Annotated in this window: 25 protein-coding genes; 15 read left to right on the forward strand and 10 right to left on the reverse strand. The window is 73.6% G+C overall.

What is annotated here, in order from left to right; translation table 11 throughout:
- The first annotated feature begins 120 nt into the window (after positions 1 to 120).
- The 4 genes from ACME2J_RS09040 to ACME2J_RS09055 all read left to right on the forward strand — a co-directional run bounded on the left by ACME2J_RS09040 (position 121) and on the right by ACME2J_RS09055 (position 2072).
- Complete coding sequence (locus tag ACME2J_RS09040; RefSeq protein ID WP_495544571.1) at positions 121 to 408, forward strand: transposase; 288 nt, start codon at positions 121 to 123, stop codon at positions 406 to 408.
- Positions 383 to 1378: a transposase gene (locus tag ACME2J_RS09045; protein WP_495544572.1), complete on the forward strand. Its 996-nt coding sequence runs from the start codon at positions 383 to 385 to the stop codon at positions 1376 to 1378. Before ACME2J_RS09040 ends, ACME2J_RS09045 begins: the two co-directional genes overlap by 26 nt.
- Positions 1379 to 1449: 71 nt before the next feature.
- Positions 1450 to 1695, forward strand: a complete 246-nt coding sequence (locus ACME2J_RS09050) for a type II toxin-antitoxin system Phd/YefM family antitoxin (protein WP_495544573.1) — start codon at positions 1450 to 1452, stop codon at positions 1693 to 1695.
- On the forward strand, positions 1692 to 2072 hold the full coding sequence (locus ACME2J_RS09055; RefSeq protein ID WP_495544574.1) for a PIN domain-containing protein: 381 nt from the start codon (positions 1692 to 1694) through the stop codon (positions 2070 to 2072). The genes ACME2J_RS09050 and ACME2J_RS09055 overlap by 4 nt, the downstream gene beginning before the upstream one ends.
- 76 nt (positions 2073 to 2148) lie before the next feature.
- On the opposite strand, the gene chrA is transcribed toward ACME2J_RS09055, so the two are convergent.
- Positions 2149 to 3339 (reverse strand): chromate efflux transporter, encoded by a 1191-nt coding sequence (gene chrA, locus ACME2J_RS09060; RefSeq protein WP_495544575.1) that lies wholly within the window; start codon positions 3337 to 3339, stop codon positions 2149 to 2151.
- Positions 3340 to 3439: 100 nt separating this feature from the next.
- Between chrA and ACME2J_RS09065 the strand changes: the two genes are divergently transcribed.
- From ACME2J_RS09065 to ACME2J_RS09075, 3 genes are read left to right on the forward strand one after another with little or no spacing between them, the layout of a single operon-like run.
- A complete protein-coding gene (locus ACME2J_RS09065; RefSeq protein WP_495544576.1) occupies positions 3440 to 4774 on the forward strand; it encodes a M20/M25/M40 family metallo-hydrolase in 1335 nt (444 codons plus the stop codon).
- Positions 4771 to 5574 carry a DUF1385 domain-containing protein gene (locus ACME2J_RS09070; protein ID WP_495544577.1) on the forward strand — a complete coding sequence of 268 codons (804 nt, stop codon included), beginning with the start codon at positions 4771 to 4773 and terminating at the stop codon, positions 5572 to 5574. Before ACME2J_RS09065 ends, ACME2J_RS09070 begins: the two co-directional genes overlap by 4 nt.
- 54 nt (positions 5575 to 5628) lie before the next feature.
- A complete protein-coding gene (locus ACME2J_RS09075; protein WP_495544578.1) occupies positions 5629 to 7260 on the forward strand; it encodes an ATP-dependent metallopeptidase FtsH/Yme1/Tma family protein in 1632 nt (543 codons plus the stop codon).
- Positions 7261 to 7325: 65 nt separating this feature from the next.
- On the opposite strand, the gene ACME2J_RS09080 is transcribed toward ACME2J_RS09075, so the two are convergent.
- Together ACME2J_RS09080 and ACME2J_RS09085 are read right to left on the reverse strand one after the other, a co-directional pair.
- The gene (locus tag ACME2J_RS09080; protein WP_495544579.1) at positions 7326 to 8627 is read right to left on the reverse strand and encodes a phospholipase D-like domain-containing protein; all 1302 of its coding nucleotides are present in this window, start codon (positions 8625 to 8627) and stop codon (positions 7326 to 7328) included.
- Positions 8624 to 9475, reverse strand: a complete 852-nt coding sequence (locus ACME2J_RS09085) for a diacylglycerol/lipid kinase family protein (protein WP_495544580.1) — start codon at positions 9473 to 9475, stop codon at positions 8624 to 8626. Before ACME2J_RS09085 ends, ACME2J_RS09080 begins: the two co-directional genes overlap by 4 nt.
- A 41-nt stretch (positions 9476 to 9516) precedes the next feature.
- On the opposite strand from ACME2J_RS09085, the gene mce reads away from it, so the two are divergent.
- The 4 genes from mce to ychF all read left to right on the forward strand — a co-directional run bounded on the left by mce (position 9517) and on the right by ychF (position 11827).
- On the forward strand, positions 9517 to 9930 hold the full coding sequence (mce, locus tag ACME2J_RS09090; RefSeq protein ID WP_495544581.1) for a methylmalonyl-CoA epimerase: 414 nt from the start codon (positions 9517 to 9519) through the stop codon (positions 9928 to 9930).
- Complete coding sequence (locus tag ACME2J_RS09095; protein ID WP_495544582.1) at positions 9930 to 10154, forward strand: hypothetical protein; 225 nt, start codon at positions 9930 to 9932, stop codon at positions 10152 to 10154. The genes mce and ACME2J_RS09095 overlap by 1 nt, the downstream gene beginning before the upstream one ends.
- Positions 10155 to 10229: 75 nt before the next feature.
- Positions 10230 to 10748 carry a phosphatase PAP2 family protein gene (locus ACME2J_RS09100; protein WP_495544583.1) on the forward strand — a complete coding sequence of 173 codons (519 nt, stop codon included), beginning with the start codon at positions 10230 to 10232 and terminating at the stop codon, positions 10746 to 10748.
- The gene (gene ychF, locus ACME2J_RS09105; protein ID WP_495544584.1) at positions 10745 to 11827 is read left to right on the forward strand and encodes a redox-regulated ATPase YchF; all 1083 of its coding nucleotides are present in this window, start codon (positions 10745 to 10747) and stop codon (positions 11825 to 11827) included. The genes ACME2J_RS09100 and ychF overlap by 4 nt, the downstream gene beginning before the upstream one ends.
- Before the next feature lie 31 nt (positions 11828 to 11858).
- On the opposite strand, the gene ACME2J_RS09110 is transcribed toward ychF, so the two are convergent.
- Entirely contained in the window at positions 11859 to 13919 is a 2061-nt protein-coding gene (locus ACME2J_RS09110; RefSeq protein ID WP_495544585.1) for a glycoside hydrolase family 2 protein, read from the reverse strand.
- Positions 13920 to 13971: 52 nt separating this feature from the next.
- The gene (locus ACME2J_RS09115) at positions 13972 to 14868 is read right to left on the reverse strand and encodes a 5'-3' exonuclease (protein ID WP_495544586.1); all 897 of its coding nucleotides are present in this window, start codon (positions 14866 to 14868) and stop codon (positions 13972 to 13974) included.
- 82 nt (positions 14869 to 14950) lie between these two features.
- Between ACME2J_RS09115 and ACME2J_RS09120 the strand changes: the two genes are divergently transcribed.
- The gene (locus tag ACME2J_RS09120) at positions 14951 to 15415 is read left to right on the forward strand and encodes a MaoC family dehydratase (RefSeq protein ID WP_495544587.1); all 465 of its coding nucleotides are present in this window, start codon (positions 14951 to 14953) and stop codon (positions 15413 to 15415) included.
- 1 nt (position 15416) lies between these two features.
- Here the strand turns inward: ACME2J_RS09120 and ACME2J_RS09125 are convergent, their stop codons facing one another.
- From ACME2J_RS09125 to ACME2J_RS09135, 3 genes are read right to left on the reverse strand one after another with little or no spacing between them, the layout of a single operon-like run.
- A complete protein-coding gene (locus tag ACME2J_RS09125) occupies positions 15417 to 16292 on the reverse strand; it encodes a hypothetical protein (RefSeq protein WP_495544588.1) in 876 nt (291 codons plus the stop codon).
- A 5-nt stretch (positions 16293 to 16297) separates the two neighbouring features.
- On the reverse strand, positions 16298 to 16855 hold the full coding sequence (locus ACME2J_RS09130; RefSeq protein ID WP_495544589.1) for a LemA family protein: 558 nt from the start codon (positions 16853 to 16855) through the stop codon (positions 16298 to 16300).
- A 55-nt stretch (positions 16856 to 16910) separates the two neighbouring features.
- The gene (locus ACME2J_RS09135; protein ID WP_495544590.1) at positions 16911 to 18335 is read right to left on the reverse strand and encodes a SpoIID/LytB domain-containing protein; all 1425 of its coding nucleotides are present in this window, start codon (positions 18333 to 18335) and stop codon (positions 16911 to 16913) included.
- A 159-nt stretch (positions 18336 to 18494) separates the two neighbouring features.
- Here ACME2J_RS09135 and ACME2J_RS09140 point away from each other — a divergent pair, with 159 nt between their 5' ends.
- Both ACME2J_RS09140 and ACME2J_RS09145 read left to right on the forward strand, forming a co-directional pair.
- Positions 18495 to 19976, forward strand: a complete 1482-nt coding sequence (locus tag ACME2J_RS09140) for an NAD-dependent succinate-semialdehyde dehydrogenase (protein ID WP_495544591.1) — start codon at positions 18495 to 18497, stop codon at positions 19974 to 19976.
- Between the two features lie 70 nt (positions 19977 to 20046).
- Positions 20047 to 22032 carry a glycoside hydrolase family 2 protein gene (locus ACME2J_RS09145; RefSeq protein WP_495544592.1) on the forward strand — a complete coding sequence of 662 codons (1986 nt, stop codon included), beginning with the start codon at positions 20047 to 20049 and terminating at the stop codon, positions 22030 to 22032.
- A gap of 51 nt (positions 22033 to 22083) precedes the next feature.
- Here the strand turns inward: ACME2J_RS09145 and ACME2J_RS09150 are convergent, their stop codons facing one another.
- Together ACME2J_RS09150 and ACME2J_RS09155 are read right to left on the reverse strand one after the other, a co-directional pair.
- The gene (locus tag ACME2J_RS09150; RefSeq protein WP_495544593.1) at positions 22084 to 23406 is read right to left on the reverse strand and encodes a class II fumarate hydratase; all 1323 of its coding nucleotides are present in this window, start codon (positions 23404 to 23406) and stop codon (positions 22084 to 22086) included.
- A gap of 90 nt (positions 23407 to 23496) precedes the next feature.
- A complete protein-coding gene (locus ACME2J_RS09155; RefSeq protein WP_495544594.1) occupies positions 23497 to 24336 on the reverse strand; it encodes an alpha/beta fold hydrolase in 840 nt (279 codons plus the stop codon).
- A 102-nt stretch (positions 24337 to 24438) separates the two neighbouring features.
- On the opposite strand from ACME2J_RS09155, the gene ACME2J_RS09160 reads away from it, so the two are divergent.
- Positions 24439 to 25299, forward strand: coding sequence for a MerR family transcriptional regulator (locus tag ACME2J_RS09160; RefSeq protein ID WP_495544595.1), 861 nt, complete (start codon positions 24439 to 24441; stop codon positions 25297 to 25299).
- Positions 25300 to 25346 lie beyond the last annotated feature (47 nt).

A 25346-nucleotide genomic window follows, 5' to 3' on the forward strand; every position in this document is an offset into this window, starting at 1 on the left:
AGGGAGCCCGTAGGGCGACCGAGTCGGCTGTGTGATCACCACCGCGCGCGGCTTCTCGCCGGGCCCCGCGCCCCGACACCCGTGAAGGAGAAGCCCGTGGCCCGCCCGCCTGTGCACCCCGTGGAGACGAAGCTGAAGATCGTGCTGTCGGTCCTGTCTGGGGAGGCGTCGATCGCCGAAGCGGCTCGTCGCCATGGGATCTCTGAGACGTCGATCGGGAAGTGGAAGGAGCAGTTCCTGCACGGCGGCCGCGACGGTCTTGAGCAGGGAGGCCGTCATGGCAAGCCGACTGGCCGCGAGGCGCAGCTCGAAGCCGAGCTCGACGACCTCACCCGCGCGCTGGGGGAGGCGCACGTCGAGCTGCGCGCCTTGAAGCGCGGCGGTGCGTCGGGGATGGGGTTTCGCTGAGCTCGAGCAGCTGCGGGTCGAGCATGGCCTGACCGTCGAGCGGTTCTGCGAGATCGTCGGCCTGGGCCGTCGCACCTACTACGACCGCCGCGCCCGTCACCATGCCGGCCGGTCGGCGGTCCGTGGTCCGTGGCCGCGCCCCGCGCGCGACCGCATTGGCGAGCAGGTCGTCGCGATGGCCCTGGCGTTCCCGCAGTGGGGGCATCGCAAGATCGCGTGGCTGTGCCGCCACGACGGCCTCGAGGTCGCCGACGCGACCTGCCTGCGCGTCCTGCGCGACGCGGGGCTCGTGCTGCCGGTCGACTACGCCCGCGAGCGCCGCGATCTCGCGACCGCCAGGCGGGAGGCGTTCGTGACGATCCCGACGCGGCGCAACCGAGTCTGGCAGACCGACTTCTTCGAACTCGAAACGAGCGGCGGCGGCACCTGGCGGTCCGGGGACGTCATCGACTACGCGACCAAGCTCGTGCTCGCCGGCCCGGTCACCCCGACCCAGAACACCCGCGATGCGATCAGCTCGATCGAGGACGCCCGCGCCCAAGTTCACGATCTCCTCGGCCACTCGCTGCTCGATGACGTCACCTGTCCGCAGACCGGGGAGATCACGCCGGTCATCGTCGTCTCCGACAACGGACCGTGCTTCAAGAGCACCGGGTTCGAGCGCTACATCGCATCCCGCCCCGAGCTCACGCACGTCCGCACCCGCCGCAAGAGCCCGCAGACCAACGGCGTCATCGAGCGCTACCACGGCGCGATCAAGATCGAGCACCTCTGGCGGCAGCTCCCCGCCGACGGCACCGAGATGACCCGCATGGTCGAAGCGTTCCGACAGCTCTACAACCACGTCCGCCCGCACGAGACGCTCCACGGCGCCCGACCGATCGAGGCCTACCTCGCCGACCCAGATGACGCGTCTCACCAGGCCCGGATCACACCACCTTCAACACGCCAGAATGCGCGGATTCCTTGACGCGGGACACTCGTTCGAGGCGCCGGCGGCGCGGTTGTACGAGTGGGTAGCAGTTCTGCTACCTCCGCTCGGTGGGCGTGATCCCGCAGAAGGAGCTCCGCAACAACGTCGGTGCGGCGCTGCGGCGCGCCGAGGCCGGCGAGCGGCTCACGATCACGGTGTCCGGGCGGCCGGTCGCCGAGCTCGGTCCCATGCGGCGCCGGGCGTGGGTGTCCGCCGAGGACGTCGCCGAGGTCTTCCGCACGCCGGAGGACCCGTCGGCGCTCGAGGACATCCGCGGTGCCGGTGGGCACCTCGCCGACCCCTTCGAGGGGTGAACGTCCTCCTCGACACCTCGGTGCTCGTCGGTGGGGCCTATCCGCGGGCGGACGCCTACGCGATCAGCAGCGTGAGCCTCGCCGAGCTGCACTTGGGCGTCTTGCGCGTCAGAGACGACGCCTCGCGCGCGAGCCGCCTGCAGCGCCTCGCCGCCATCGAGGCCCGTTTCGAGCCCCTGCCCGTCGACGCCGCGGTCGCCCGGGAGCACGCGCGGCTCGCCGCGCTCTGCGACGAGCGCGGCGCGAGCCCGCGTCGCCGTGCGCTCGACCTGCTGATCGCCGCGACCGCCAACGTCCACGACGCTGCGCTGGCGGCCTGCGACGCGGACTTCGACGTGATCGCGGACGTCGTGCGGCTCGTCGATGCGTCCGGCTGAGGGCTCCCACCGGCCCGGACGCCCATCCCTCCTGACGAAACTCACGCTCAGCGTGAGTTTCGTCAGGAGGGATGCGTCACAGCGGTGGCAGCGGGCCGCCCGCGACGCCGACGACCGCACCCGCCGCCGCGGCGAGCAGGAGGACCGCGACGACGCCGAGGCGGGCGGTGAGCAGGAGCGCGCCCGCGGCGACGGCGACGACGGCCTGCCACGGCTCGTCGATCGCAGCCGCGAGCGGGACCGCGGCGCCGAGGATCGCGCCGATCGCCGCCGGTCCCGCGCCGTCGAGGAACGCGCGGGCGCGGACGCTCTCACGTAGGCGCGTGAACCGCGCGCCGCCGAGGCCGATGACGAGGAACGAGGGGGCGAAGGCGATGAGCGCGGCGAGGAGCGCCCCGCCGACGCCGGCCGCGGCGTACCCGACGGCGGCGACGGTCTGGACGACCGGGCCGGGCGTGATCTGCCCGAGCGCGACGGCGGTGGTGAACTCGCTCTCGGTGAGCCAGCCGTGCACGTCGACCGCGTCGGCCTGCATGAGCGGGACGATGACGAAGCCGCCGCCGTAGGAGAGGGCGCCGACCTTGAACGCCGTCCACGCGAGGCCGGGGAGCGCCCCGGCGCCCGTCGTCGTCCCGAGCAGCGCCGCGAGGCCCGGGATCGCGACGACCGGCGCCCCGCCGCGGGGACCGAGCGAGCGGCGCGCGACCTCGAAGACCCCGCAGGCGAGGAGCGCGAGGACGACGAACGCGCCGACGGCGATCGTCGCCGCCGCGCCGATGGCGACGTAGACGAGCCCTCGTGCGAGCGCGGCGCGCTCGAGGCCGAGCAGCGAGGCGCGCGCGAGCCGCCAGCCGGCGTGGACGACGACCGCGACGACCGCCGCCCCCGCCCCCGCCGCGAGCCCGCGGACGACGTCCGGCGGCGCGTCCTGCAGCGAGATCGCCGCGAGAGCGATGAGGAGCGCGAGCCCGGGCAGGATGAACGCGAGCCCGCCGACGACCGCCCCCGCCGTCCCGGCGGCCCGCTGCGCGCAGAAGATCGCGAGCTGCGTCGACGCGGGCCCGGGGAGGAGGCCGCAGGCCGCGTTCGCATCGGTGAACGTCCGCTCGTCGAGCCAGCCGCGACGCTCGACGCACAGCTCCCGCAGGAGCGCGACGTGCGCGGGCGGCCCGCCGAACCCGACGACGCCGAGCCGACCCCACTCCCGGAGCACCGTCGGGAGCGGGACGTCGGCCGGCGCGGCGACCGGGGAGGGGGCGGCGGACACGGGCGGCGATCCTCCCACAGCCCCCACCCGAGGTCGTCGCCCTCGGGTGAACGTCGAGAAGGCGCCATCGCGAGGAAGCCGCCTGGGTAGCATCGGATCGATGCCCCATCCCCCCGTCGCCTTCGACGCCGCCTCGCTGCAGGCCGACGCGACGCGGCTTCTCCAGTCGCTCGTCCGCTTCGACACCGTCAACCCGCCCGGCAACGAGCGCGCCGCGCAGGAGCACCTCGCCGGTCGCCTCGAGGACGTCGGCTTCGAGGTGACGCTCGTCGGGCGCACCGAGCCGCGCCCGAACCTCGTCGCCCGCCTGCGCGGCAAGGAGGACGGGCCGACGCTCTGCCTCCTCTCGCACGTCGACACCGTCCTCGCCGACCCATCCGCCTGGCAGCGGGACCCCTGGTCGGGCGACGTCGACGACGACGGCTACCTCTGGGGTCGCGGCGCGCTCGACATGAAGTCGCAGACCGCGGCCGAGGTCGCGGCGGCGATCGCGCTCGCGCGGAGCGGCTGGCGACCCGCCCGCGGCGACCTCCTCGTCGTCGTCGTCGTCGACGAGGAGACCGGCGGCGGCGAGGGCGCGATCTGGACCTGCGAGAACCACCCGGACCTCGTGCGCTGCGACGAGCTGCTCAACGAGGGCGGCGGCGCGGTCATCCCCTACGACGGCGGCCGCGTCTACGGCGTCTGCGTCGCCGAGAAGGGCGTCTTCCGCTTCAAGGTCATCACCGACGGCGTCGCCGGGCACGCCTCGATCCCGCGCATCGGCGACAACGCCCTCCTCAAGATGGCGCCGCTCCTGCAGCGCATGGCCGACTCCCAGCCGGGCTTCGACCCGACCGAGGGACCGGTCGCGATGCTCGAGGGCCTCGGGCTCCTCGCGCCCGGCGGCGACGTCGGCGCCGCGTACTCCGCGCTCGCCGAGAAGGACCCGATCCTCGGCATGCTCGTCGAGCCGATGCTCGGCGTCACCCTCGCCCCGACGCGCATCCAGGCGAGCGAGAAGATCAACGTCCTCCCGTCGCGCGCGGAGCTGAAGGTCGACTGCCGCACCCCGCCCGGGCTCGGCAAGGCCGACGCCGAGCGCCGCATCCACGAGGTCCTCGGCGGCGAGGGCTACCGCATCGAGTTCACCGAGGAGGTCGTCGGCAACAGCTCACCGGTCGCCTCGCCGCTCATGGACGCGATCCGCGGCTGGGTCGAGCGCGAGGACCCCGACGCGAGCGTCGTCCCGACGATCCTGCCGGGCTTCACCGACTCCCGGACGTTCCGCGACGCCTTCCCCGAGTGCGTCGCCTACGGCTTCTTCCCCCACACGCACATGACGCTCTACGAGACCGCCCCGCTCATCCACTCCGCCGACGAGCGGATCGACGTCCGCGACCTCGGGGCCGCCGCCCGCTGCTACGCCGAGATCGTCCAGGAGCGCCTCGGATGAGCGAGAACGAGAAGCTCCGCCTCGGCGGGATGGCCCTGCGCAACGGCCTCCTCGTCCACGGGCCCACGCAGTGGGCGGCCGCGATCCGCCGCCGCGACGGGACGATCGGCGTCGCGAGCGGCCGCAAGCCGCGCCTGCGCGGCCCGATCGAGTCGGTCCCCGGCGCGCGCGGCGTCGTCCGGCTCGGCGAGGCGATGCTCGTCATCCCGCTCGTGAAGCGCGCGCTCCCCGAGACGAAGCTCCCCTTCCAGGACCCGACGATCCTCGCCGCGATGGGCGGGACGGCCGTCGCGGCGGCGGCGCTGCGCAAGCGCCTGCCCGGTGCGGGCGGGGAGGCGCTCGTCGCCGGCCTCTCGCTCGCGCCGTCGATCCTCGCCCTCAGCCGCGGGGACCTCGCCGCCTACCACGGGGTCGAGCACAAGTCGATCGCCGCGTACGAGCAGGACGAGCCGGACGCCGCCGACGCCGCGAAGGAGCACGACCGCTGCGGCTCGCACCTCATGGCGCCGCTCCTCACCGCGAACGTCGCGGGCGGGGCGCTCCTGCGCGCGGCCGTCGACCGCCCGACGCGCCTGCAGAGCGCCGCGCTCTCGGTCGCCTCTCTCGGCGTCGCCGTCGAGGTGTTCGTGTGGTCCGAGCGCCACGCCGGCACCGCGGCCGCCCGCGCGCTGCGCAAGCCCGGCCACGAGCTGCAGCGGGTCATCGGGACCCGCGAGCCGACCGAGGAGCAGCTCGAGGTCGGCCGTGCGGCGCTCGACGAGATCCTCCGCGCGGAGGGCGTCGCGTCCGCGACCAGCTGAATCGTCCGGTCGAGGACTCATGAAACTCCGCCGGGCAGCCGATAGCCCGATGGAGTGGACCCCGACGCCGCCCAGCTCCTCGACGCGAAGCTCAAGCTGACCGAGTCGCTCACGCAGTTCGTCTCCGGACTGCGTGGCGTTCGCCTGCAGCCGGTCCAGGACGACGGCGGGTTCGGGCAGCAGATCCAGGACTTCGCGAACGCCTGGGGCGGGGTCGCCGGGCTCGTCTTCATGGCGGTCATCGCCTACGTCCTCTGGCGGACGATGAAGATGATGCCGCGGACGAAGCCGCAGCAGATCAAGCCGCAGTCGAAGCTCGAGGTCGGCTGGGACGAGATCGCCGGCGTCGACGAGGCGAAGGCCGAGCTGCGCGAGGTCGTCGACTTCCTCCGCGACTCCAAGCGCTTCCGCGAGGTCGGCGCGAAGGTCCCCAAGGGCGTCCTGCTCCACGGCCCGCCGGGCACCGGCAAGACGCTGCTCGCCAAGGCGGTCGCCCACGAGTCCGGCGCCCAGTTCTTCGCCCAGTCGGCGTCGTCGTTCGTCGAGATGTTCGCCGGCCTCGGCGCGGCGCGGATCCGGCGGCTCTTCTCCGAGGCGCGCAAGAACGCCCCGGCGATCCTCTTCATCGACGAGATCGACGCGGTCGGCGCGAAGCGCGGCTCGGACCAGAACTCCGAGCGCGAGCAGACGCTCAACCAGCTCCTCGTCGAGATGGACGGCTTCGAGTCGACCGGGGACCTCGTCGTCATGGCGGCGTCGAACCTCCTCGAGAAGCTCGACGAGGCGCTCCTGCGTCCGGGTCGCTTCGACCGCCAGGTCTTCGTCTCGCCGCCCGACGTCTCCGGGCGCGAGCGCATCCTCGAGGTCCACACGCGCAACAAGCCGCTCGGTCCCGACGTCGACCTCCACGTCGTCGCCCAGCAGACGAGCGGGCTCACCGGAGCCGACCTCGCGAACCTCTGCAACGAGGCGGCGATCTTCTGCGCCCGGCGCGGCGACCGCCAGCTGAGCGCCGCGGACTTCGACGGCGCGCTCGAGCGCGTCGTCGCCGGCGTCCAGACCTCGACGACGCTCGGCGACCACGAGCGGCGCGTCGTCGCCTACCACGAAGCGGGTCACGCGCTCTGCCGAGAGCTGCTCACGACGGCGGACCGCGTCCACAAGATCTCGATCGTCCCGCGCGGCCAGGCGCTCGGCTACGTCATGAACCTGCCGGACGAGGACAGCTACCTCAAGACCCGCGAGGAGCTCATCGACCAGATCACCGTGCTCCTCGGCGGCCGCGTCGCCGAGGAGGTCGTCTTCGGCGCCGTGACGACCGGCGCGGCGAACGACCTGCACCGCGTCGCCGAGGTGACGCACGCGATGGTCCACGAGTACGGCATGGGGACGTCCTCGACACCCACCCGCGCGGTCACCGACGCGAACGTCGTCAGCGACATCACGCGCCGCATCCGCGACGAGGAGCAGCAGGCCCTCGCCTTCGAGGGCGAGCGCGCGGCGAAGGCGATCATCGAGGCCCACCGCCACAAGCTCGACCAGTTCGCCCACGCCCTCCTCGAGCACGAGACGCTCGACCGCGCCGCGATCGACAAGATCATGGCCGGCGTCCCGCGGATCGAGCGCAAGCCGGGCCGCGGGGGACTGCGGATCGCGGCGGCGACGCCGACCGACATCACGACCTGACCGCGTGAATGTCGATCCACCCACCCTGGAGGTGGGTGGAAGGACACTCACCGGCCGGTGCGCGGCTACAGCTCCCGGCGCAGCAGCCGCGTCGCCGCCTCGGCGGCGCGCGCGGCCGGGCTGCGGCGCGACCAGCGGCGAGGCTCGATCGGCGTGCTGCGGGCGATGTCGTCCTCGAACCGCTCGGTCAGCTCGCGCGCGACCTCCGGCGACTGGACGCAGAGCGTCGCCTCGTCGTTGCGCTCGAAGCTGCGGTTGTCGAAGTTCACCGAGCCGACGGTCGCCCACGTGCCGTCCACGATGAGCGCCTTGGCGTGGAGCATCGTCGCGTCGTACTCGCTCACCTCGACGCCGCACTCGACGAGGTCGGAGTAGACGGCACGGCCCGCGAGTCGCACGAGCTGCTTGTCGGCGTGCTCGCCGGGGACGACGACCCGGACCCGCACGCCGCGCTGCGCCGCCTCGCAGAGCGCGTGGACGAACGCCGGACGGGGGGCGAAGTACGCGCTCTCGAGGTCGATCGTCTCGCGGGCGCTCGCGATCGCCAGGTACATGAGGGCCTCGGCGTTCGTGTCGCCGACCCCCGCCCGGGAGCGGACGAGCTGCATCGGGCCGCCGTCGGCCTGCGGCTCGAGCTCGGGCAGGTGGTCCTCCCCGCAGAGGAGCTCACCGGTCGCCTCGAGCCAGCTCTCCGCGAACGCGCCGTGGAGGCCGCGGACGACCGGGCCGCGGACGAGGAGGTGGGTGTCGCGCCAGTGGTCGGGGTCGTGGGCGTCCCCCGTCCACTCCTCCGCGATGCCCACGCCGCCGGTCATCCCCACGCAGCCGTCCGCGACGAGGAGCTTGCGGTGCGAGCGGTGGTTGAGGCGCTTGAGCGCGTAGGGCTTCACGGGACGGAATCGGTGGATGCGGACGCCCGCGTCCGTCATCTCGGTGAAGAGGTCGCGCCGCATCCGCATCGATCCGACCGCGTCGAGGAGGACGCAGACGTCGACGCCCGCCCGCGCGCGCTCGGCGAGCGCCCCCGCCACCTCGTCGGCGATGTCACCGACCCAGTAGACGTAGGAGAGGAAGGACAGCGTGCGCTCGGCGCGGCGGATCGTGTCGAGGAGGGCGGGGAAGATCTCGTCGCCGTTGATGAGGACGTCGAGGACGTTGCCGCGCGAGATCGGCGCGCCGGTGAGGGCCTCGCAGGCGCGCAGGAAGTCCTCGCTGCCGACGTCGATCGGGTCGTCGAGGACGTAGCCGCTGCGGCCCTCGCGGCGATGGCGGATCGACCCGGCGACGTAGGAGCCCGTCGCCCATGCGGCGAGCGCGGCGGGCCACGCGTACCGCGCGGGGGGCAGGGGAGGCGTCCGCGCGCTCATGGCACGACGACCTCGACGCGGGCGGGGCTCACCGCGAAGTCGAGCACCCGGTCGTCGACGAGCTCGCCGTCGACGTTGAAGCCGCCGTCGCCGCCGTCGAGGTCGACGTGCACCTCGCGCGCGCGGCGGTGCGGGACGTCCTCCTGCTCGCCGAGGGTCCCGCGGCGCAGGCCGAACGCCCGGCGCGCGAGCGCGAGCCGCGGCCCGGCGGGCACGATCGTGATGTCGAGCCGGCCGTCGTCGGGATCGGTCTCCCCGACGGCGGAGCCGCCGCCGAACCGGCCGGTCCCGGAGACGACGACCTGCCACGCGGCGCCGGTGAACCACTGCTCGCCGTCCGCGACGACCGACACCGGCACGGCGCGGGCGCCGAGACCGGCCCGGAGAGCGCCGACGAGGTAGGCGACCGGGCCCAGCCGCGCCTTGAGGCCGGCGGCCTCGCGCGCCGCGCGGACGGCGAGGCCGGCGCTCGCGACGTTGACGAACGGCCTCTCGTCGCCGGCGAGCGCCACCTCGACCGGCGTCGTGCGGGCCTGCGGGTCGCGGGCGAGGGCGATCGCCGCCTCGATGTCGAGCGGGATGCCGAGCGCGCGCGCGAAGTCGTTGGCCGTGCCTGCCGGGATCACCGCGAGCGGGATCCCGGCCTCGGCCGCGGCGAGCGCGCACGCCCCGATCGTCCCGTCGCCCCCCGCGACGACGAGCCTGTCGGGCCGCTCGAGGATCGCCGAGGCGTGCTCACCGGGCGCGAACGACGCGACGTCCGTCCCGTCGGCGCCGAGGCGCTCGACGATCGGGCCGGCTCCGTCGATCGAGCCGCTGCGGGGGTTGATGACGAGGGAGATGCGCATGGACAGGGCATGAGTACCCCGTTTCGTAGACTCCGCGACGCATGTTCGGACGCATCGATCACATCGGGGTCGCGGTCAACAGCATCGAGGAGACCCTGCCTCTCTACGCGGAGACCTACGCGATGGAGCTCGTCCATCGTGAGCGCGTCGAGGAGCAGGGCGTCGAGGCGGTGCTGCTGGACGTCGGCGAGAACCACGTCGAGCTGCTGGAGCCGCTCTCGCCGGACACCCCGGTCGGGAAGTTCCTCGCGAGCCGCGGCCCTGGCCTCCACCACGTCGCCTACCAGGTCGAGGACATCGCGAAGGTCCTCGAGAGCCTCAAGGCGGCGGGCGTCCGTCTCATCGACGAGACGCCCCGCGTCGGGATCCGCGACTCTCGGGTCGCCTTCCTCCACCCGAAGAGCTCGGGCGGCGTCCTCACCGAGATCGTCCAGCCCGCGAAAGGGGCGCACTGATGGCCGAGAAGACGAAGCGGGTCTCGATCGGGTTCCACGCCTCCCCGCCCGTCGGGGTGCGCGTCACCGAGGACGGCCTCAAGGCCCTCCAGGACGCCCTCGGGCGCGAGGAGTGGTTCGAGATCGACGCCGAGGACGCCCTCATCCGCGTGGACCTCTCGAAGGTCATCTTCGTGCGGGTCGAGAAGGACGAGCAGCGCGTCGGCTTCGGCCTCGGCGCCTAGACGCGCACGGAGCACGCCGTCCGCCGCCCGACCCTCCATCCCGTCCGCGCCCACGTCTCGGCGCGGCTCGAGCCCGTGTTCCCGCGGCCGGTCCGCCGTGCGATCGGCCGGGCGGACGTCGCGGTCTACCGCCTCCTGCGCGGGCGTCTCCACCATCCGCACCTCACGCCGGCGGTCGCCCGCTTCTCGCGGCTCGGCGAGCACGCGGGGCTCTGGCTCGGCATCGGCGCGCTCGGGGCGGCGGTCGACCGGCCGCGCCGGCGCCGGTGGATCCGGGCGACGGCGGTCGTCGGCATCGCCTACGCGGCGAACACCGCGGTGAAGGGGATCGTCGGGCGCAAGCGCCCCGCCTTCGAGGAGCTGCCGCTCCTCGCCGCGACGCCGACCCAGCTGTCCTTCCCGAGCGCCCACGCGACGTCGTCGTTCTGCGCGGCCGCGGCCTTCCGGCCGCTCCTCCCCGCCCGTCCGCTCTACGCGACCGCGACGGCGATGGCGCTGTCCCGCGTCCACCTCGGCGTCCACTTCCCGAGCGACGTCCTCGCGGGCGCCGCGCTCGGCACGCTCGTCGGCAAGCTGGCAGGGAGGCCGGAGTGAGCATGCGCGTCGGCATCGTCGGCATGCCGAACGCCGGCAAGTCGTCCCTCTTCAACGCGCTCACGCGGGCCGGGGCCGAGGCGGCGAACTACCCGTTCACCACGATCGAGCCGAACGTCGCCGTCGTCCCGGTGTTCGACGAGCGGCTCGACCGCCTCGCCGAGGTCATCGGGGCGAGCGAGGTCGTCCGCGACACGATCGACTTCCACGACATCGCCGGCCTCGTCGCCGGCGCCCACAAGGGCGAGGGCCTCGGCAACCAGTTCCTCGCGAACATCCGCGAGACCGACGCGATCGTCCACGTCGTGCGCTGCCACCGCGACGAGAACGTCATCCACCCCGAGGGCCGCGTCGACCCCGCCGCCGACATCGAGACGATCGAGACCGAGCTCGTCTTCGCCGACCTCGAGCAGGTCGAGCGGCGCCTCGAGCGCGTCGTGCGCGCCGCGCGCGGCGGCGACAAGGCGGCGATCGCCGAGCAGCGCTGGCTCGAGGCGCTCGTCGAGGCGCTCCAGGCCGGGAAGCCCGCGCGGACCGTCCCGATGCCCGACGAGGTCGACCGCGCGCAGACCGTCCAGCTCCTCACCGCGAAGCCCGTCCTCTTCGTCGCCAACGTCGACGAGGGCGTGGACGAGGTGCCCGCGGCCGTCGCCGAGCACGCGACGGGCAGCGAGGCGAAGGCGGTCGCGATCAGCTCGCGCATCGAGGCCGAGCTGTCCGACCTCGACGACGAGGACGCCGCCGCGATGCGCGACGACCTCGGGATCGCCGAGTCGGGCCTCCAGCGCGTCGTGCGCGGGGCGTTCGACCTCCTCGACCTCCTCACGTTCTTCACCGTCGGCGTGGACAAGCCCGCGCAGTCGTGGCACCTGAAGCGCGGGCTCACCGCGTGGCACGCCGCGGGCGAGATCCACACCGACATCCAGAAGGGCTTCGTCCGCGCCGAGGTCGTCGCCTGGGACGCCCTCGTCGGGGCCGGCGGCTACGCGGGCGCCCGCGAGGCGGGCACGCTGCGCCTCGAGGGCCGCGACTACGTCATGCAGGACGGTGACGTCATCACCGTGAAGTTCACGCCGTAGGGCCCGCGCAGGTCACCGCGGGCCGCAGGCATCACGCTGCCTGGCGACTGGATCCTGCGCCTCGCGGGTCGCTCGCCGCCGGGCGGGCGTCTCCCCGCTCGCGTCGCGTCGCGAGGATGCCGCGCAGCAGCCACGCGTCGAGGGTGATGAGCCCCGCGATCGCGAGGATGACGAGGAGCGCGAGGAAGTGCGCGCCGCCGCCCGACCCGACGCGCGCCGCGGAGAGCGCCTGGTCGCGGAAGAGGGGCGTCGCGGCGAAGTCCGAGCGGGCGACGTCCCAGGCGGGCTTCGGCGTCCCGTCGTAGGCGATGAGCGCCTTGTTGTGGATCGGGTCGCGCGGCACGTCGCGCTCGGCGCCGCCGTCCCAGTCCGGCTTCACCGCGAACTCGCGCAGCGTCCAGTGGATCGCGCCGCCGAGGTCCGGGGAGCGGTCGACGATGTCGAGGACCTTCCGCACGTAGTCGGCCTGGAACGCGAACGTCTCCTTCTCGTGCGCCGGCCCCTCGTAGGTCGACTCGGCGCCGAACTCGGTGAGGACGAAGGCGCTCGCCGGGTACTTCTCGCGCATCCCCTCGACGTACGGCTCGAGGTCCGCGAGGTTCGAGGTGGGGTTGTCCTTCTTGCCGCGGTACCAGCCGAAGTACGAGTTGATGCCGATGAGCGGGTAGGCGGCGTAGGCCTCCTGGCGCGGCATGCCCGGGTAGCTGAGGGTGTCGACGCTCGGCGGGACGCTCGGATCGAGGTCGGCGGCGAGCGTCCGCGCATCCGCGAGGAACGCCTTCGTCCCCGGGACCTCGTCGGCGGTCGCGCTCAGCTCGTTCGCGACGGAGTGCGTGACGACGGAGGCGTGGCTGCGGGCGGCGAGGATCGTCCCGCGCAGCGTCTCGAGCGCGTCCTCGCGGCCCTCGCGCGTCTCGAGGAGGTCGTCGCGGTGGTAGACGGGCGCCTGGTTCCACACGAGGATGCCCTCCTCGTCGAAGCGGTCGAGGAGCCGGTCGTCGAGGAGGTAGTGCGCCCGGGTGACGTTCGCGCCGATCTCGTTCAGCTCGTCGACGACGAGCTCGATGTCCTCCTCGGTCATCACCGGCCCCCGCCCCTTGAGGTCCTCCTGGATCGAGGCCCCCCGGAGGTCGACGGCGCGGCCGTTGAGGAGGAGCATCCCGTTGCGGACGTCGACGTCGCGGAGGCCGACGCGCTGCTCGTCGACCTGGACGACCCGCCGCCCGACGCGGGTCTCGATCCGCGCGTCGTAGAGCTGCGGGTCCTCGGGCGACCACAGCTCCGCGTCGCCCTCGACGGGCACCGTGAAGCGGACGCGGCTGCGCTCCCCCTCCCGCATGACCCGGGCGGTGCGGGAGGCGCGGGTCACGGTCCCGTCGGGCGCGCGGAGGGTGAGCGTGACGCGCGGCCGCACGGGGTCGCCGCGCCGGTGGGTGAGCGTCCCGTCGACGACGACGCGCGCCGCGCACGTGCCGCCGCCCTGCGGGCAGTCGACGGCGGGGAGCACGGCGGCGTCCTCGTAGCCCACCGGGCCGCGGGGGACGAGGGACACCCCGCGCGTGATGCCGCCCCAGTTCCACCAGCCCTCGCGTGGCTCGCGGCCCTTGCGGTTGTCGACGCGGACGACGAGCGTGTTGGCGCGGCCGGCCCGCAGGCCCTCCGCGGGGAGCGTGAAGGGGACGTAGGGATCGGCGTGGCGGCCGAGCTCCCGCCCGTTGAGCCACACGCGGGCGTCGCGCCGCACCTGCTCGAATCGGACGCCCCACCGGAGCCCCGCGGTCGTCTCCGGCGCGGTGAAGCGCAGCCGGTACCACCCGACGGTGCCGCCGAAGCTCTCCTCGACCGGCCGCGGCTCGAAGACGTGGGGCACGGCGACCCGCTGCCACCGCGGGGCACCGCCGCCGGTCGCCCAGCGCGCGTCCTGGCCGCGGTCCTCGGGATCGGGCGCGAACGACCATGCCCCGGTGAGGGCGACCGGCGCGGGCGGGCGCGCGCCGCGTCCGGAGTCGTCTGCGGCCGCATGCGCGAGGCCGGCTGGGACGACGATGAGCGCGACGACCGCGAGCAGGATGTGGGACGCCCGGCGGAGCACGTCGATCCGACATGATGGCGCACCCGTGCGCCTGCGGGGGAAGGCCGCGGCGTCAGCCGTCCCCGGCGAGCCCTTCGAGCCGGTCGGCGAGCCGGTTCATCCCCCGCTCGCGCGCCGCCAGCGCGGCGCTGCGGTGGTCGGTCGGCGCGTCCGGCGGACGCTCGACCTCGACGTCGCGCAGCGTCGCGACGTCGCGATACTCGCGCAGCGCGGCGGCCTCGTCGCGCAGGGCGGCCAGGACCCGCGGCGTGAGCCCCGCGGCCTGGGCCGCGCCCTTGTCGACGCCGACCTCCTGCGCGACCGCGAAGAGCCCGTCGAGGCTCTCGTGCCGGCGCAGCAGCTCGGCGGCGGTCTTCGCCCCGATGCCCTTCGCCCCGGGGATCCCGTCGGACGGGTCCCCGCGCAGGGCGATGAAGTCGGGGACCTGCGCGGGCTCGATGCCGTAGCGCTCGCGGACCCCGTCGGCGTCGATCTCCTCCGGGCCGCCCTTCTTGCCCGGGAAGAGCACGGTGACGCCGTCGCGCACGCACTGGAACATGTCGCGGTCCCCGGTGAAGAGGACCGCCTCCCCGCCCGCCGCGGCCTCGAGGTCCGCGAGAGTGCCGAGGAGGTCGTCGGCCTCCAGGTCGTCGGCGTGGAGCGTCGGCCAGGCGAAGGCCCCGAAGAACGCCTCCGCGTCGGCCCACTGGTGCGCGAGGTCGTCCGGCATCTCGGGGCGGTCGGCGTGGTACTCCGGCAGGAGCTCCTTGCGGTAGGCCGCCGCCTCGGCGCCGTGGCAGAGCACGACCGCCCGCGGGGCGAACCGCTCGACGGCCTGCAGGACGAGGTTCGCCGTCCCGAGGAGCGCGTTGACGGGGCGGCCGTCGGCGCCCTTGATCGACGAGGGGAGCGCGAAGTACGCGCGGTAGAGGAGGGACGGCGCGTCGACGGCGAGCAGCGGGGCGGGCATCGCCGCTGCAGGCTACCCGCGCGTCCGGGGGGCCTCTCGTAGCATCCACGCCCTCAGGACGACGTCGACGAAGGAGAGGGACATGGCGCAGCGGACGATCAACGGCATCGAGGAGCTCAAGGGCCTCGTCGGGCAGGAGCTCGGGACGAGCGAGTGGATCGAGGTGACGCAGGACGCGATCCAGGCGTTCGCCGACGCGACCGGCGACCACCAGTGGATCCACGTCGACGTCGAGCGCGCGACGAAGGAGAGCCCGTTCGGCGGCCCGATCGCCCACGGCCTCTACACGCTCTCGGTCGGCCCCAAGCTCATGTTCGAGGTCTTCGAGATGACCGGCGTCGCCGGCGGTCTCAACTACGGCTACGACAAGGTCCGCTTCCCGGCGCCGGTCCCGGCCGGCGCGAAGCTCCGCATGACGGCGACCCTCGCGAAGTGCGAGGACGTCCCCGGCGGCGTCCAGGCGACCGTCACCCAGACCTTCGAGATCGAGGGCGGCACGAAGCCCGTCTGCGTCGCCGAGTCGCTCGTGCGCTTCTTCGGCGGCTGAGTCAGGCCGCCCGCCCCGGCGGGGGGACGGAGGCCTCACGCGCCTCCGTCGCCTCGCTCGAGATCCGCTCCGCGATGGCCCGCGTCGCGTCGAGGAGTGCGACGTAGGAGCCGGCGTCCTGCGCGTGACCCTCCTCGAAGACGACGAGGACCCCGGCGCGGTACTCGAAGGCCGGTCGCGCCGGGTCGCGGGCGAGCCGGTCGAGGAGCGTCGGCGAGAGCAGCTCGCGGATCCTCAGCGGCTCGACGTCGCTCTCGGCCCGCAGGACGTAGCGCTCCCGCACGGCCGAGGACTCCGTCTCGATCGTGTCGAGGCCGCCGGGGAGCCAGCCCTCGGTGAGGAGCCCGCCGAGCGCCTGGCGCGGGTGGAGGTAGACGCCGCTGCACCACGGCACGCCCTCCGGCTCGAGGTCGACGACGACGACGGTGTAGGCGCGCCGCGGCCCGCGGCTCGTCCGCCCGTCGTGGTCCTTCGAGACCGTGTACCAGGAGAGGTGGCCGATCTTCGTCTCGTGGCCGTCGAGGCGCCCGGTCATCACTCGGGTGAGCTTCCGCACGTCGCCCGCGGCCAGTAGCGGCGTGAAGGCGTGGGGCTCGTCGCTCTCGCCGTGGAGGACGAACCCGATGGACCTCGCGAGCGACGCGAAGAACTCGTCGGCGGCGCGGCGGTCGGCGATCGCGACGGCGAGCACGACGACCACGATGGCCGTCGCGACCGGCGCGAGCAGGACGATCGGGGCCGCGGCCCCTGCGGCGGCGGCGACGGCGAGCGCGAGCGCGCCCCCGCCGACGATGCCGTAGGCGACGGCGCGGCCGCGGAGGATCTCCCTCAGGTGCTCGCCGCGCGTGTGGTCGCTGTGGAGCGGTCCCGGGCGCACGAGCCTCAGAAGGCGACGGTCGGCACGGCGCGCTGACGCGCCGGGTCGTCGAGCTCGAAGAACGGCTTCGCCGGGAAGGGCCCGCGCGAGGCGACGAGCGAGTTGGGGAAGACCTGGCACGCCGTGAGGTACGCCTGGACGTTGCCGTTGTAGATCCGCCGCGAGGCCTGGATCTCGTCCTCGAGCTGGGCGAGCTGGGCCTGGAGGCGCTGGAAGTTCTCGGTCGCCCGCAGCTCGGGGTACTGCTCGGCGAGGGCGTTGATGCGCCCGAGGCCCACGGAGAGCGCCTGCTCGGCGCCGGCGCGCGCCTCGACGCTCTGCGCCGCCATCGCGGTCGCCCGCGCCTCGGTCACGGACTGCAGCACGCCGCGCTCGTGGTCCGCGTAGCCCTTGACGGCCGCGACGAGGTTCGGCACGAGGTCGTGGCGGCGGCGGAGCTGGACGTCGATGCCGCTCCAGGACTCGTCGACGCGGTTGCGCGCGCCCACGAGATTGTTGTGGATGAGGATCGCGGCGACGACGAGCAGCACGGCGACGCCGACGAGGACGAGCACGACGGTCATGTCCGACGTATCGGCAGGTGGGCGCCGCCTTTGAGCGGCAGGCGCCCGGACCGGACTACTTCACGTGGACCGTCGGGCCCGCGATGCCCTTGTGGACGACGCGGTAGGAGCCCTTGCGCGGCACGCTCGCCGAGTAGCGGCCGCCGCGCCCGAGGACGGTCTCGGCGACGAGCACCCAGCGTCCCTTCGCGCGGCGCTCGACGCGCAGCCAGCTCCCGGCCTTCGCGGGCTGGATCGACCCGCTGATGCGGGGGGAGCCGGGCGTCGCCGCCGCGAACAGGCCCGCGGTGCGCGCCGTCGCGCCGGAGGCGACCGCGCGCCGGGCCGACGTCGCGTTGGAGGTGATCGTCGTGAACGAGGCCCACGTGTCGTTGAGGCGCAGGCGCGCCCGCAGCGTGGACCCGCTCGTCTCGGTCGTCCCCTTCGAGCCGACGACCTTCGCCTTCACGATCCGGGGGGAGGCGCCGCGCTTCGTCACCTCGATGCGGCGGAAGTCGCCCTCGACGAGGTCGCCGAGGCGCTTCTCCGCGGTGCTCATCCGCATGCGGATCGTCCACGTGTGCTTCGGCGAGTGGTCGTCGAAGGGGTCCTCGACGCTCTTGAGGTGGGGCTGCGGGTCACCGCCGAAGGCGTGCTCGACGTTCTCGGTCCGGCCGCCGGAGGTCGAGAAGAAGTACGTCGTCACGGGCTCGCCGTCGTGGGTGACGACCTCCCGGGAGGTGTCGCGCGTCGCCGCGTCCGTCGAGTCGTACTCCGCGACGACGCCCTTGTACATCTGCGAGCGCACGTCCGCGTAGTGGTCGAAGCCGCTGCCGTTCTTGCGCGTCGTGATCGCGTAGGTCCGCGCCGCGACGGCCTGGGCGCGCAGCGCCTCCTCCGGCCAGTGCGCGGGCGACTCCGCGCTGATGACGCCGCGCACGTAGTCCTCGAGCCGGACCGCGTTGATCGCGAGGACCGAGTCGTCCTGCTCCCGGAACTCCATCGCGCCGCGGTAGCGGCCGCTGGTCACGCCGTTCGCCGCCTTCCCCGAGAGCCGGATCGACCCGCCGCCGGGCGCCTCGATCCGGACGGGGTCCTCCTTGTAGGTCTTCATCTTGCGCCCCGTCGGCGAGTAGAGCGCGAGGCCCTTCCGGGTGCGGCGGATGGAGTAGGTGTTGTCCGGGTTGAGGTTGCGGTCGCCGGCGACCTTCCGCGCGCCCTTGAACGTCGCGCGCGAGGCGGACCGCAGCAGGACGCGCACCTCGGGATCGCCGTCGAGCTTCCCGACCTTCGTGTCGGAGTAGTAGTGCCCGAGGATGTCCTTGTAGGAGCGCCCCTCCTTCGCGAAGCCGTACGCGCCGTACTGGCTCATGCCGACGCCGTGGCCGAACCCGCGCCCCTTGATGACGAGGCGGGTGGCGGCGTCGGCGGCGGGGACGACGGCGAGGGTCGCCACGGCCGTGGTCGTGAGTCCTGCGAGGAGGGTGCGGATGGCGGGCATCGTGGTCGGGAACGCGCGAGTCCGGGGCGAGTTGCGGTGACCCCCGCCCGGGTGCTGATGTGAGCATCTCATCTTGCCTGGACATCGGCAGCCGGGCGCCGGATCCGCAGTCCCTGGCAGCGTCGTTGCGGACGGCGGGTCCCCGGGTAGGGTCGCGACATGAGCACGACCGTCACCTCGGCCCGCGAGCAGGACGTCGTCGGCGGCGTCCCGCACGACCTCTTCATCGGCGGGGAGTGGAGGCCCGCCGACGGCGGCGGGACGCTCGACGTCGAGGACCCCTCGACCGGCGAGGTGCTGTGCGCGGTCGCCGACGCGACGGTCGACGACGCGCTCGACGCCCTCGGGGCGGCCGAGGAGGCGAGGGCCCGGTGGCGCGACGCCGCGCCGCGCGAGCGGGCCGACGTCCTGCGCCGCGCCTACGAGCTCGTCGCCGAGCGCACCGAGGACCTCGCGCTCCTCATGACCCTCGAGATGGGCAAGACGCTCGCGGAGTCGCGGGCGGAGGTGACGTACGCGAACGCCTTCCTGCGCTGGTACTCCGAAGAGGCGGTCCGCATCGACGGCCGCTTCACGACCGCCGAGAACGGGAGCGGGCGCGTGCTCACCATGCGCCGCCCCGTCGGCCCCTGCGTCTTCATCACGCCCTGGAACTTCCCGCTCGCGATGGGCACCCGCAAGATCGGCCCGGCGATCGCCGCCGGCTGCACGATGGTCGTCAAGCCCGCGAAGCAGACGCCGCTCTGCATGCTCGCGCTCGCCCAGATCCTCGAGGAGGCGGGCATGCCCGGCGGCGTCCTCAACGTCATCACCGCCAAGCGGTCGGGTGCCACGATGGAGCCGCTGATCCGCGACCCGCGGACCCGGAAGCTCTCGTTCACGGGCTCGACCGAGGTCGGCCGGACGCTCATCGAGCAGTCCGCCGAGCAGATCCTCCGCGTCTCGATGGAGCTGGGCGGCAACGCGCCGTTCCTCGTCTTCGAGGACGCCGACCTCGACGCGGCCGTCGAGGGGGCGATGATCGCCAAGATGCGGAACATCGGCGAGGCCTGCACGTCGGCGAACCGCTTCCTCGTCCACACCTCGGTCGCCGACGACTTCGCGGCGCGGCTCGCCGAGCGCATGGGCGCCATGACGATCGGGCGCGGCGTGGAGGACGGCGTCGAGGTCGGGCCGCTCATCGACGACGACGCGGTCGCGAAGGTCACCGAGCTCGTCGAGGACGCCGTCTCCCGCGGGGCGCGGGTCCACACCGGCGGCGAGTCGCTGCCGGGCGCGGGCCACTTCTACCGCCCGACGGTGCTCGGGGGCGTCGACCCGTCGGCCCGCGCTCTCCACGAGGAGATCTTCGGGCCTGTCGCCCCGGTGACGAGCTTCGACGGCGACGACGAGGCCGTGCGCCTCGCGAACGACACGGAGTTCGGCCTCGTCGCCTACGCCTACACGCGCGATCTCGACCGCGCCTTCCGCGTGATGGAGGGGCTCGACGTCGGCATGATCGGCCTCAACCAGGGCATGGTCTCCAATGCGGGAGCCCCGTTCGGCGGCGTGAAGCACTCGGGCTTCGGCCGCGAGGGCGGGCCCGAGGGCATCGAGGAGTACCTCGAGACGCGCTACATCGCGATGAACGTCGGCGGCTGAGCGAAGCGCGGCGCGACGGCGCTCGGGGCTGCGGCGCACACGACGGGGACGGTCGCTACCCTGCGGCGCGATGCCCGGCAGGGGAAGTTTCCGCGTCGTCATCCCGGCCGCGCTCGTCGTCGGTCTCCTCGTGCCGACGGTCGGCGCTGACGACAGCGCGTCGGGCCGCGACCTCGCGGGCGACACCGGTCCGCCGATCACCGTGCCCGCCGCGTCGGCGGCGACGAGCGCGACGACCGCGCAGTCGGACGGTCGGCCGTCGGCGGTGAGCAGCCTCGAGCCGAGCGTCATCCACGCGGGGCCGACGGGCCGCTTCGCGCTGCGCGGCCCGTGGCGGGTCGTCGAGGACCCCCGGAACCACGGCCACGACAAGGGCTACCCGGCCGGCGACTTCCGCGGCAAGCGCGTGACCCTCCCCTACTCGCCCAACGCGAAGACGCTCACGGGGACGGCGGGGGCGCGCAGCCACGACGGCTCGATCGCGTGGTACCGCACGACCTTCACGGCGCCGCAGGGCGGGCTGCACCGGCTGCGGTTCGAGTCGGTCAACCACAAGGCGATCGTCTACCTCAACGGGAAGCGGCTCGGGACGCACACCGGCGAGTACCTCCCGTTCGAGTTCCTCGTCGACCTCGAGCCCGGCCGGCAGAACGAGCTCGTCGTCAAGGCCGACTGGCGCGACCCCGACGAGATGAAGGCGACCGGCTGGCACCGGACGTGGTTCAACTTCGGCGGGATCAACCGCGAGGTGACGATCCGCCCGGTCGTCGGCAGCGAGCTCGTCGCGCCGACGATCCAGACGCGCCTCGCCGACGACGGGTCGGCGGACGTGGAGATCACCATCCACGTCAAGAACCGGCGCCGGGACGACCGCCCGATCCAGGTCCAGGGCCGCCTGCGCCGCGACGGCCGCATCATCGATCTGCGCTTCCCCGCCGTCACGGTGCGTGCCGGGAAGACGCGCGTCGTCCTCGCTCGTACCCGCATCGAGGACCCCGCGCTGTGGGCGCCCGGCGAGCCGAACCTGTACGAGCTCGAGCTCTTCGTCCCCCAGGAGTCCGGCTACCGTCAGCGGGTCGGCCTGCGTGAGGTGGAGAAGGACGGGACCCGCCTCCTCATCAACGGCGAGCACGTGACGTTCCGCGGCGCGTCGATCCACGAGGACGAGCGCGGCAAGGGCGACGCGGTCGACGCGAAGGAGATGGACGCGATCGTCCGCGACCTCCAGTCGATCGGCGCCAACGCCACCCGCGCGCAGCATCCGCTCCACCCGGCCCTGATGGAGCGCCTCGACGCCGCCGGGATCATCCTCTGGATGGGGATCGGCCCCGTCGACGCCCCCGGCGCGTGGACCTCGCGCGGCAAGCTCGCAGGCCAGGCGAAGAAGCGCGTCCGCACGAGCTTCCACCAGCTCCAGGCCCACCCGTCGCTCGTCGTCTGGAACCTCGTCAACGAGATCGCGGGCAACGGCCACCCGAAGGGCCAGATCCCCTACATCCGCTCGATGTCCGCCGAGCTGAAGCGTCGCGACCCGGGTCGCCTCGTCGCTCTCGACATCTGGGGCAAGCACCCGCCGAAGAAGGCCGGGAAGGTCTACGACAACGTCGACGCGATCGGCGACACGAACTACATCGGCTGGTACGAGCGGACGCTCGACTCGCGGCGCAGCGTCCGCGCGGCGATCGTCGACCACATCCGCGACCTGCAGAAGGTCTTCCCGGACAAGGTCATGGTCGTCACCGAGTTCGGCGCCGAGGCGAACGGGCTCAACAGCCCCGACGAGCCGGGCGGCTGGCAGTTCCAGGCCGACCTGCTCGAGCTGCACCTCGAGGAGTACGCGCAGCTGCCGCGCCTCTCCGGCGCCCTCGTGTGGAACCTCCGCGACTTCGCGGTCGCGCCGTCGTTCGCGGGCGGCTCGATCCGCAAGCAGGTGCCCGACATCAAGATCGTGAAGGGCATCAACCAGAAGGGCCTCTTCACGTACAAGGGGACCCGGAAGCGCTCCGCGGACGTCGTGAAGCGCGCGCTGTCCGGGCTGCCCAAGGGCGGCGGCTGACGCCCGCCCCGGGTCCTCCTCGCGACGCGAGAAGGACCCGAGGCGCCTCCGCTACGCCGAGCTGCCGGCCGCGATGCGGCGCAGGTCGATCGTCTGGTCGTAGAGCTCGGGGTCGACGCCCTCCTCGATCGCGACGTCGCGGAGCGGGCGGCCCGAGTCGGCGGCCTTCTTCACGATGACCGTCGCCTTGTCGTAGCCGATCGCCTCGTTGAGGGCGGTCGCCGTCGCGAGCGTCGCGCCCGCCGAGGCGTCGCAGCCCTTCTTGTTCGCCTTGATGCCGTCGACGCACTTCTCGCGGAACGCGTCCGACGTCGTCGTGAGGAAGTGGATCGACTGCAGGAGGTTGCGGGCGATGAGCGGGATGCGGACGTTGAGCTCGAACTGCCCCTGCATGCCGCCGACGGTGACCGCCGTGTCGTTGCCGATGACCTGCGCGCTCACCTGGAGGACGACCTCCGGGATGACCGGGTTCACCTTGCCGGGCATGATCGACGAGCCCTTCTGCAGCTCGGGGAGGAAGAGCTCCCCGATGCCGGCGCGCGGGCCGGAGCCCATGAGCGCGAGGTCGTTGGCGATCTTCGAGAGCGAGACGGCGACGACCTTGAGGGCGCCGCTCAGCTCGACGAGGGCGTCGCGGTTGCCCTGGGCCTCGAAGGGGTCCTCGGGCGCGGCGATGAGCTTGAGCTTCGACTCCTTCGCGAGCCGCTTGCGGACCTGGGCGGCGAACTTCGGGTGCGTGTTGAGCCCCGTGCCCGTCGCGGTCCCGCCGAGCGGGATCTGGCCGACGTGGACGAGCGCGGACTGCACGCGCTCCTGCCCGAGGCGGACCTGCGCGGCGTAGCCCGCGAACTCCTGGCCGAGGGTGACGGGGACCGCGTCCATGAGGTGCGTGCGGCCGCTCTTCACGACGTTCTCGAACTGCTTCGCCTTCTTCGTGAAGGAGCGCTCGAGCTTCTTCAGGGCGGGGAGGAGGCGGTTCGTCGCCTCGTCGAGCGCCGCGAGGTGGACCGCCGACGGGAAGACGTCGTTGGACGACTGGCCCATGTTGACGTGGTCGTTCGGATGGGCCTTGCCACCGGTGAGGGCCGAGATGACCTCGTTGGTGTTCATGTTCGACGAGGTGCCCGAGCCGGTCTGGAAGACGTCGACGGGGAACTGGTCGTCGTGCTCGCCCGCAGCGATCGCGGCGGCGGCCTGGGCGATCTGGTCGGCGATCTCCTGGTCGAGCTTGCCGAGCTCGGCGTTGACGAGGGCGGCTTTGCCCTTGATGCGCGCGAGCCAGTGAATGACCGAGACCGGCACCGTCTCGCCGGAGATCGGGAAGTTGTCGACGGCCTTCGCGGTCTCGCCGCCGTAGAGGCGCTTCTTCGCCATGGGTGATGCTCCTGCTCGAGGGGGGACGGAACGGCCCGCACCCTATCCCCGCCGAGGCGCGGCCGGAGGCCAGGCGCGAGCGGTGCGACATCAGCCGCAGAACGCGACGAGCTCGCGCGCGACGCCGACCGGGTCGTCGTAGGCGATGAGGTAGCCGGTCCCCGGGAGGATGCGCAGCTGTGCGTCCGGGAGGAGATCGAGGGCCTCCTCGGCGGTCCGCAGCGGATGGTGCTCGTCGGCGTCGGCCCAGAGGAGCAGCGTCGGGGCGGTGACGCGCCCGTAGGCGTCGATGAGGTCCCGCGACCCGCGGGCCGGCCAGGCGGCGGCGAAGCGCGCCCACGACCGCGCGAGGTTCGCGTTGCCGCCGACGTCCTGCATCGCATGTCGGACGAGGTCGCCCGCCGCCGGGTTGCGCTGGGCGGAGAGGCGCAGCCCGCGCTCGGGGCGCATGACCACACGGGCGGCGTGCGAGAGCGCTCGGTCGACGCCGGGGAGGGCGGCGGCGCGGGCGGCGATCCGCCAGCGGTCGCGAGCGGCGGCGTCCGTCGGCGGGCGGTGCAGGCGGGAGGGCGCGAGGACGAGTCGACGCGGGCGCAGACTCCCGGCCGCGGTGGCGCGGAGGAGGACCTCCGCGCCGAGGCCGTGCCCGCCGACGAGCGGCCGCGGGCCCCCGACCTCGTGCGCGAAGGCGGACAGGATCTCGGCGAACCACTCGGGCGAGTACGGGTGGCGGGGGCGGTCCTCGCTGTCGCCGTGCAGCGGGAGGTCGGGGAGGACGACGCGGAAGCGGTGCGTGAGACCCTCGACCGCGGGCACCCACTCGCGGTGGTCGAGGACCGCAGAGTGGACGAGGATGAGCGGCGGCCCGGTCCCGGCCTCCCGGTAGGCGACGCGCGCCCCGTCGGTGTGGTGCCAGAGGCGCAGCTTCACCCGACGGATCGTAGAGCGGCCCGAAGAGGAGCGACGACAGTCGCGGATGCACGCCCCTGTGCGCGGCTTGCGCGCCGTGCGCCCGCGGCCGACCATCCGAACATGCCGAGCATCCGCACGAACGCCGCCGCCGCGATGCTCGGCGTGAGCCCGAACACGCTGCGCTCGTGGGAGCGCCGCTTCGGCTTCCCGCAGCCCGGCCGGACCGTCGGCGGTCACCGCCAGTTCGACGTCGCCGAGATCGAGGCGCTCCGCACCGCGCTCGAGCAGACGCGCAGCATCTCGGCCGCCGTCTCGCTCGCACGCGAGCGCGGCGCCGGGCCCGCCACCCCGGACCGGCTGCGCTCCGCGCTGACGCGCTTCGACGAGGCCGCCGCCGATCGCGTCGTCGAGGAGAGCCTCGGCGTGCGCTCCCTCGAGCGGACCGTCGAGGAGGTCCTCCTGCCCGCCCTCGAGTCGCTCGCCGGCCGGGAGGCGCCGACCGAGCTCGGCTTCGCCGTGCGGTGGGCGACCGGCTGGCTGTCGGCGCAGCGTCGTCTCGCGCCTGCCGCCTCGCGGGACGAGACGATCGTCCTCTTCGACGCCGCGGACCCTGGCGGTCTCGACGGGCTCCACGTCCAGGCGCTCGAGCTGCTCCTCCGTCGCAGCGGGCTCCGCGCCCTCGCCCTGCCGGTCGGGACGGACCCCGCGCGCGCGACCCGCGCCCTCCGCGCGCTCGATCCCGCCGCGATCGTCCTCTCCGGGCCCGGGGCCCCGCTCGACCTCCTCGGCCGGCTCGTGTACGCGACGCGCCAGGCCTGCGGCGCCGGCGTCGCGATCCTCGACTACCGCGGCGCGCTCCCCGACACCGGGGCGACGACCGTGGAGCGCCTCGGCGACCGTCCGCTCCTCGCGCGCGAGCTCGTCCTCGCGCATCTCGACCCGGCGGTCCGCACGCGGGCTCGGGCGAGCGCGGCGGGCTGAGCCGGCCCGCCGCCGGACGGCGGTGCCGTCCGGCCTGCCTGCCAAGC

It is taken from the genome of Paraconexibacter sp., from assembly GCF_059438195.1.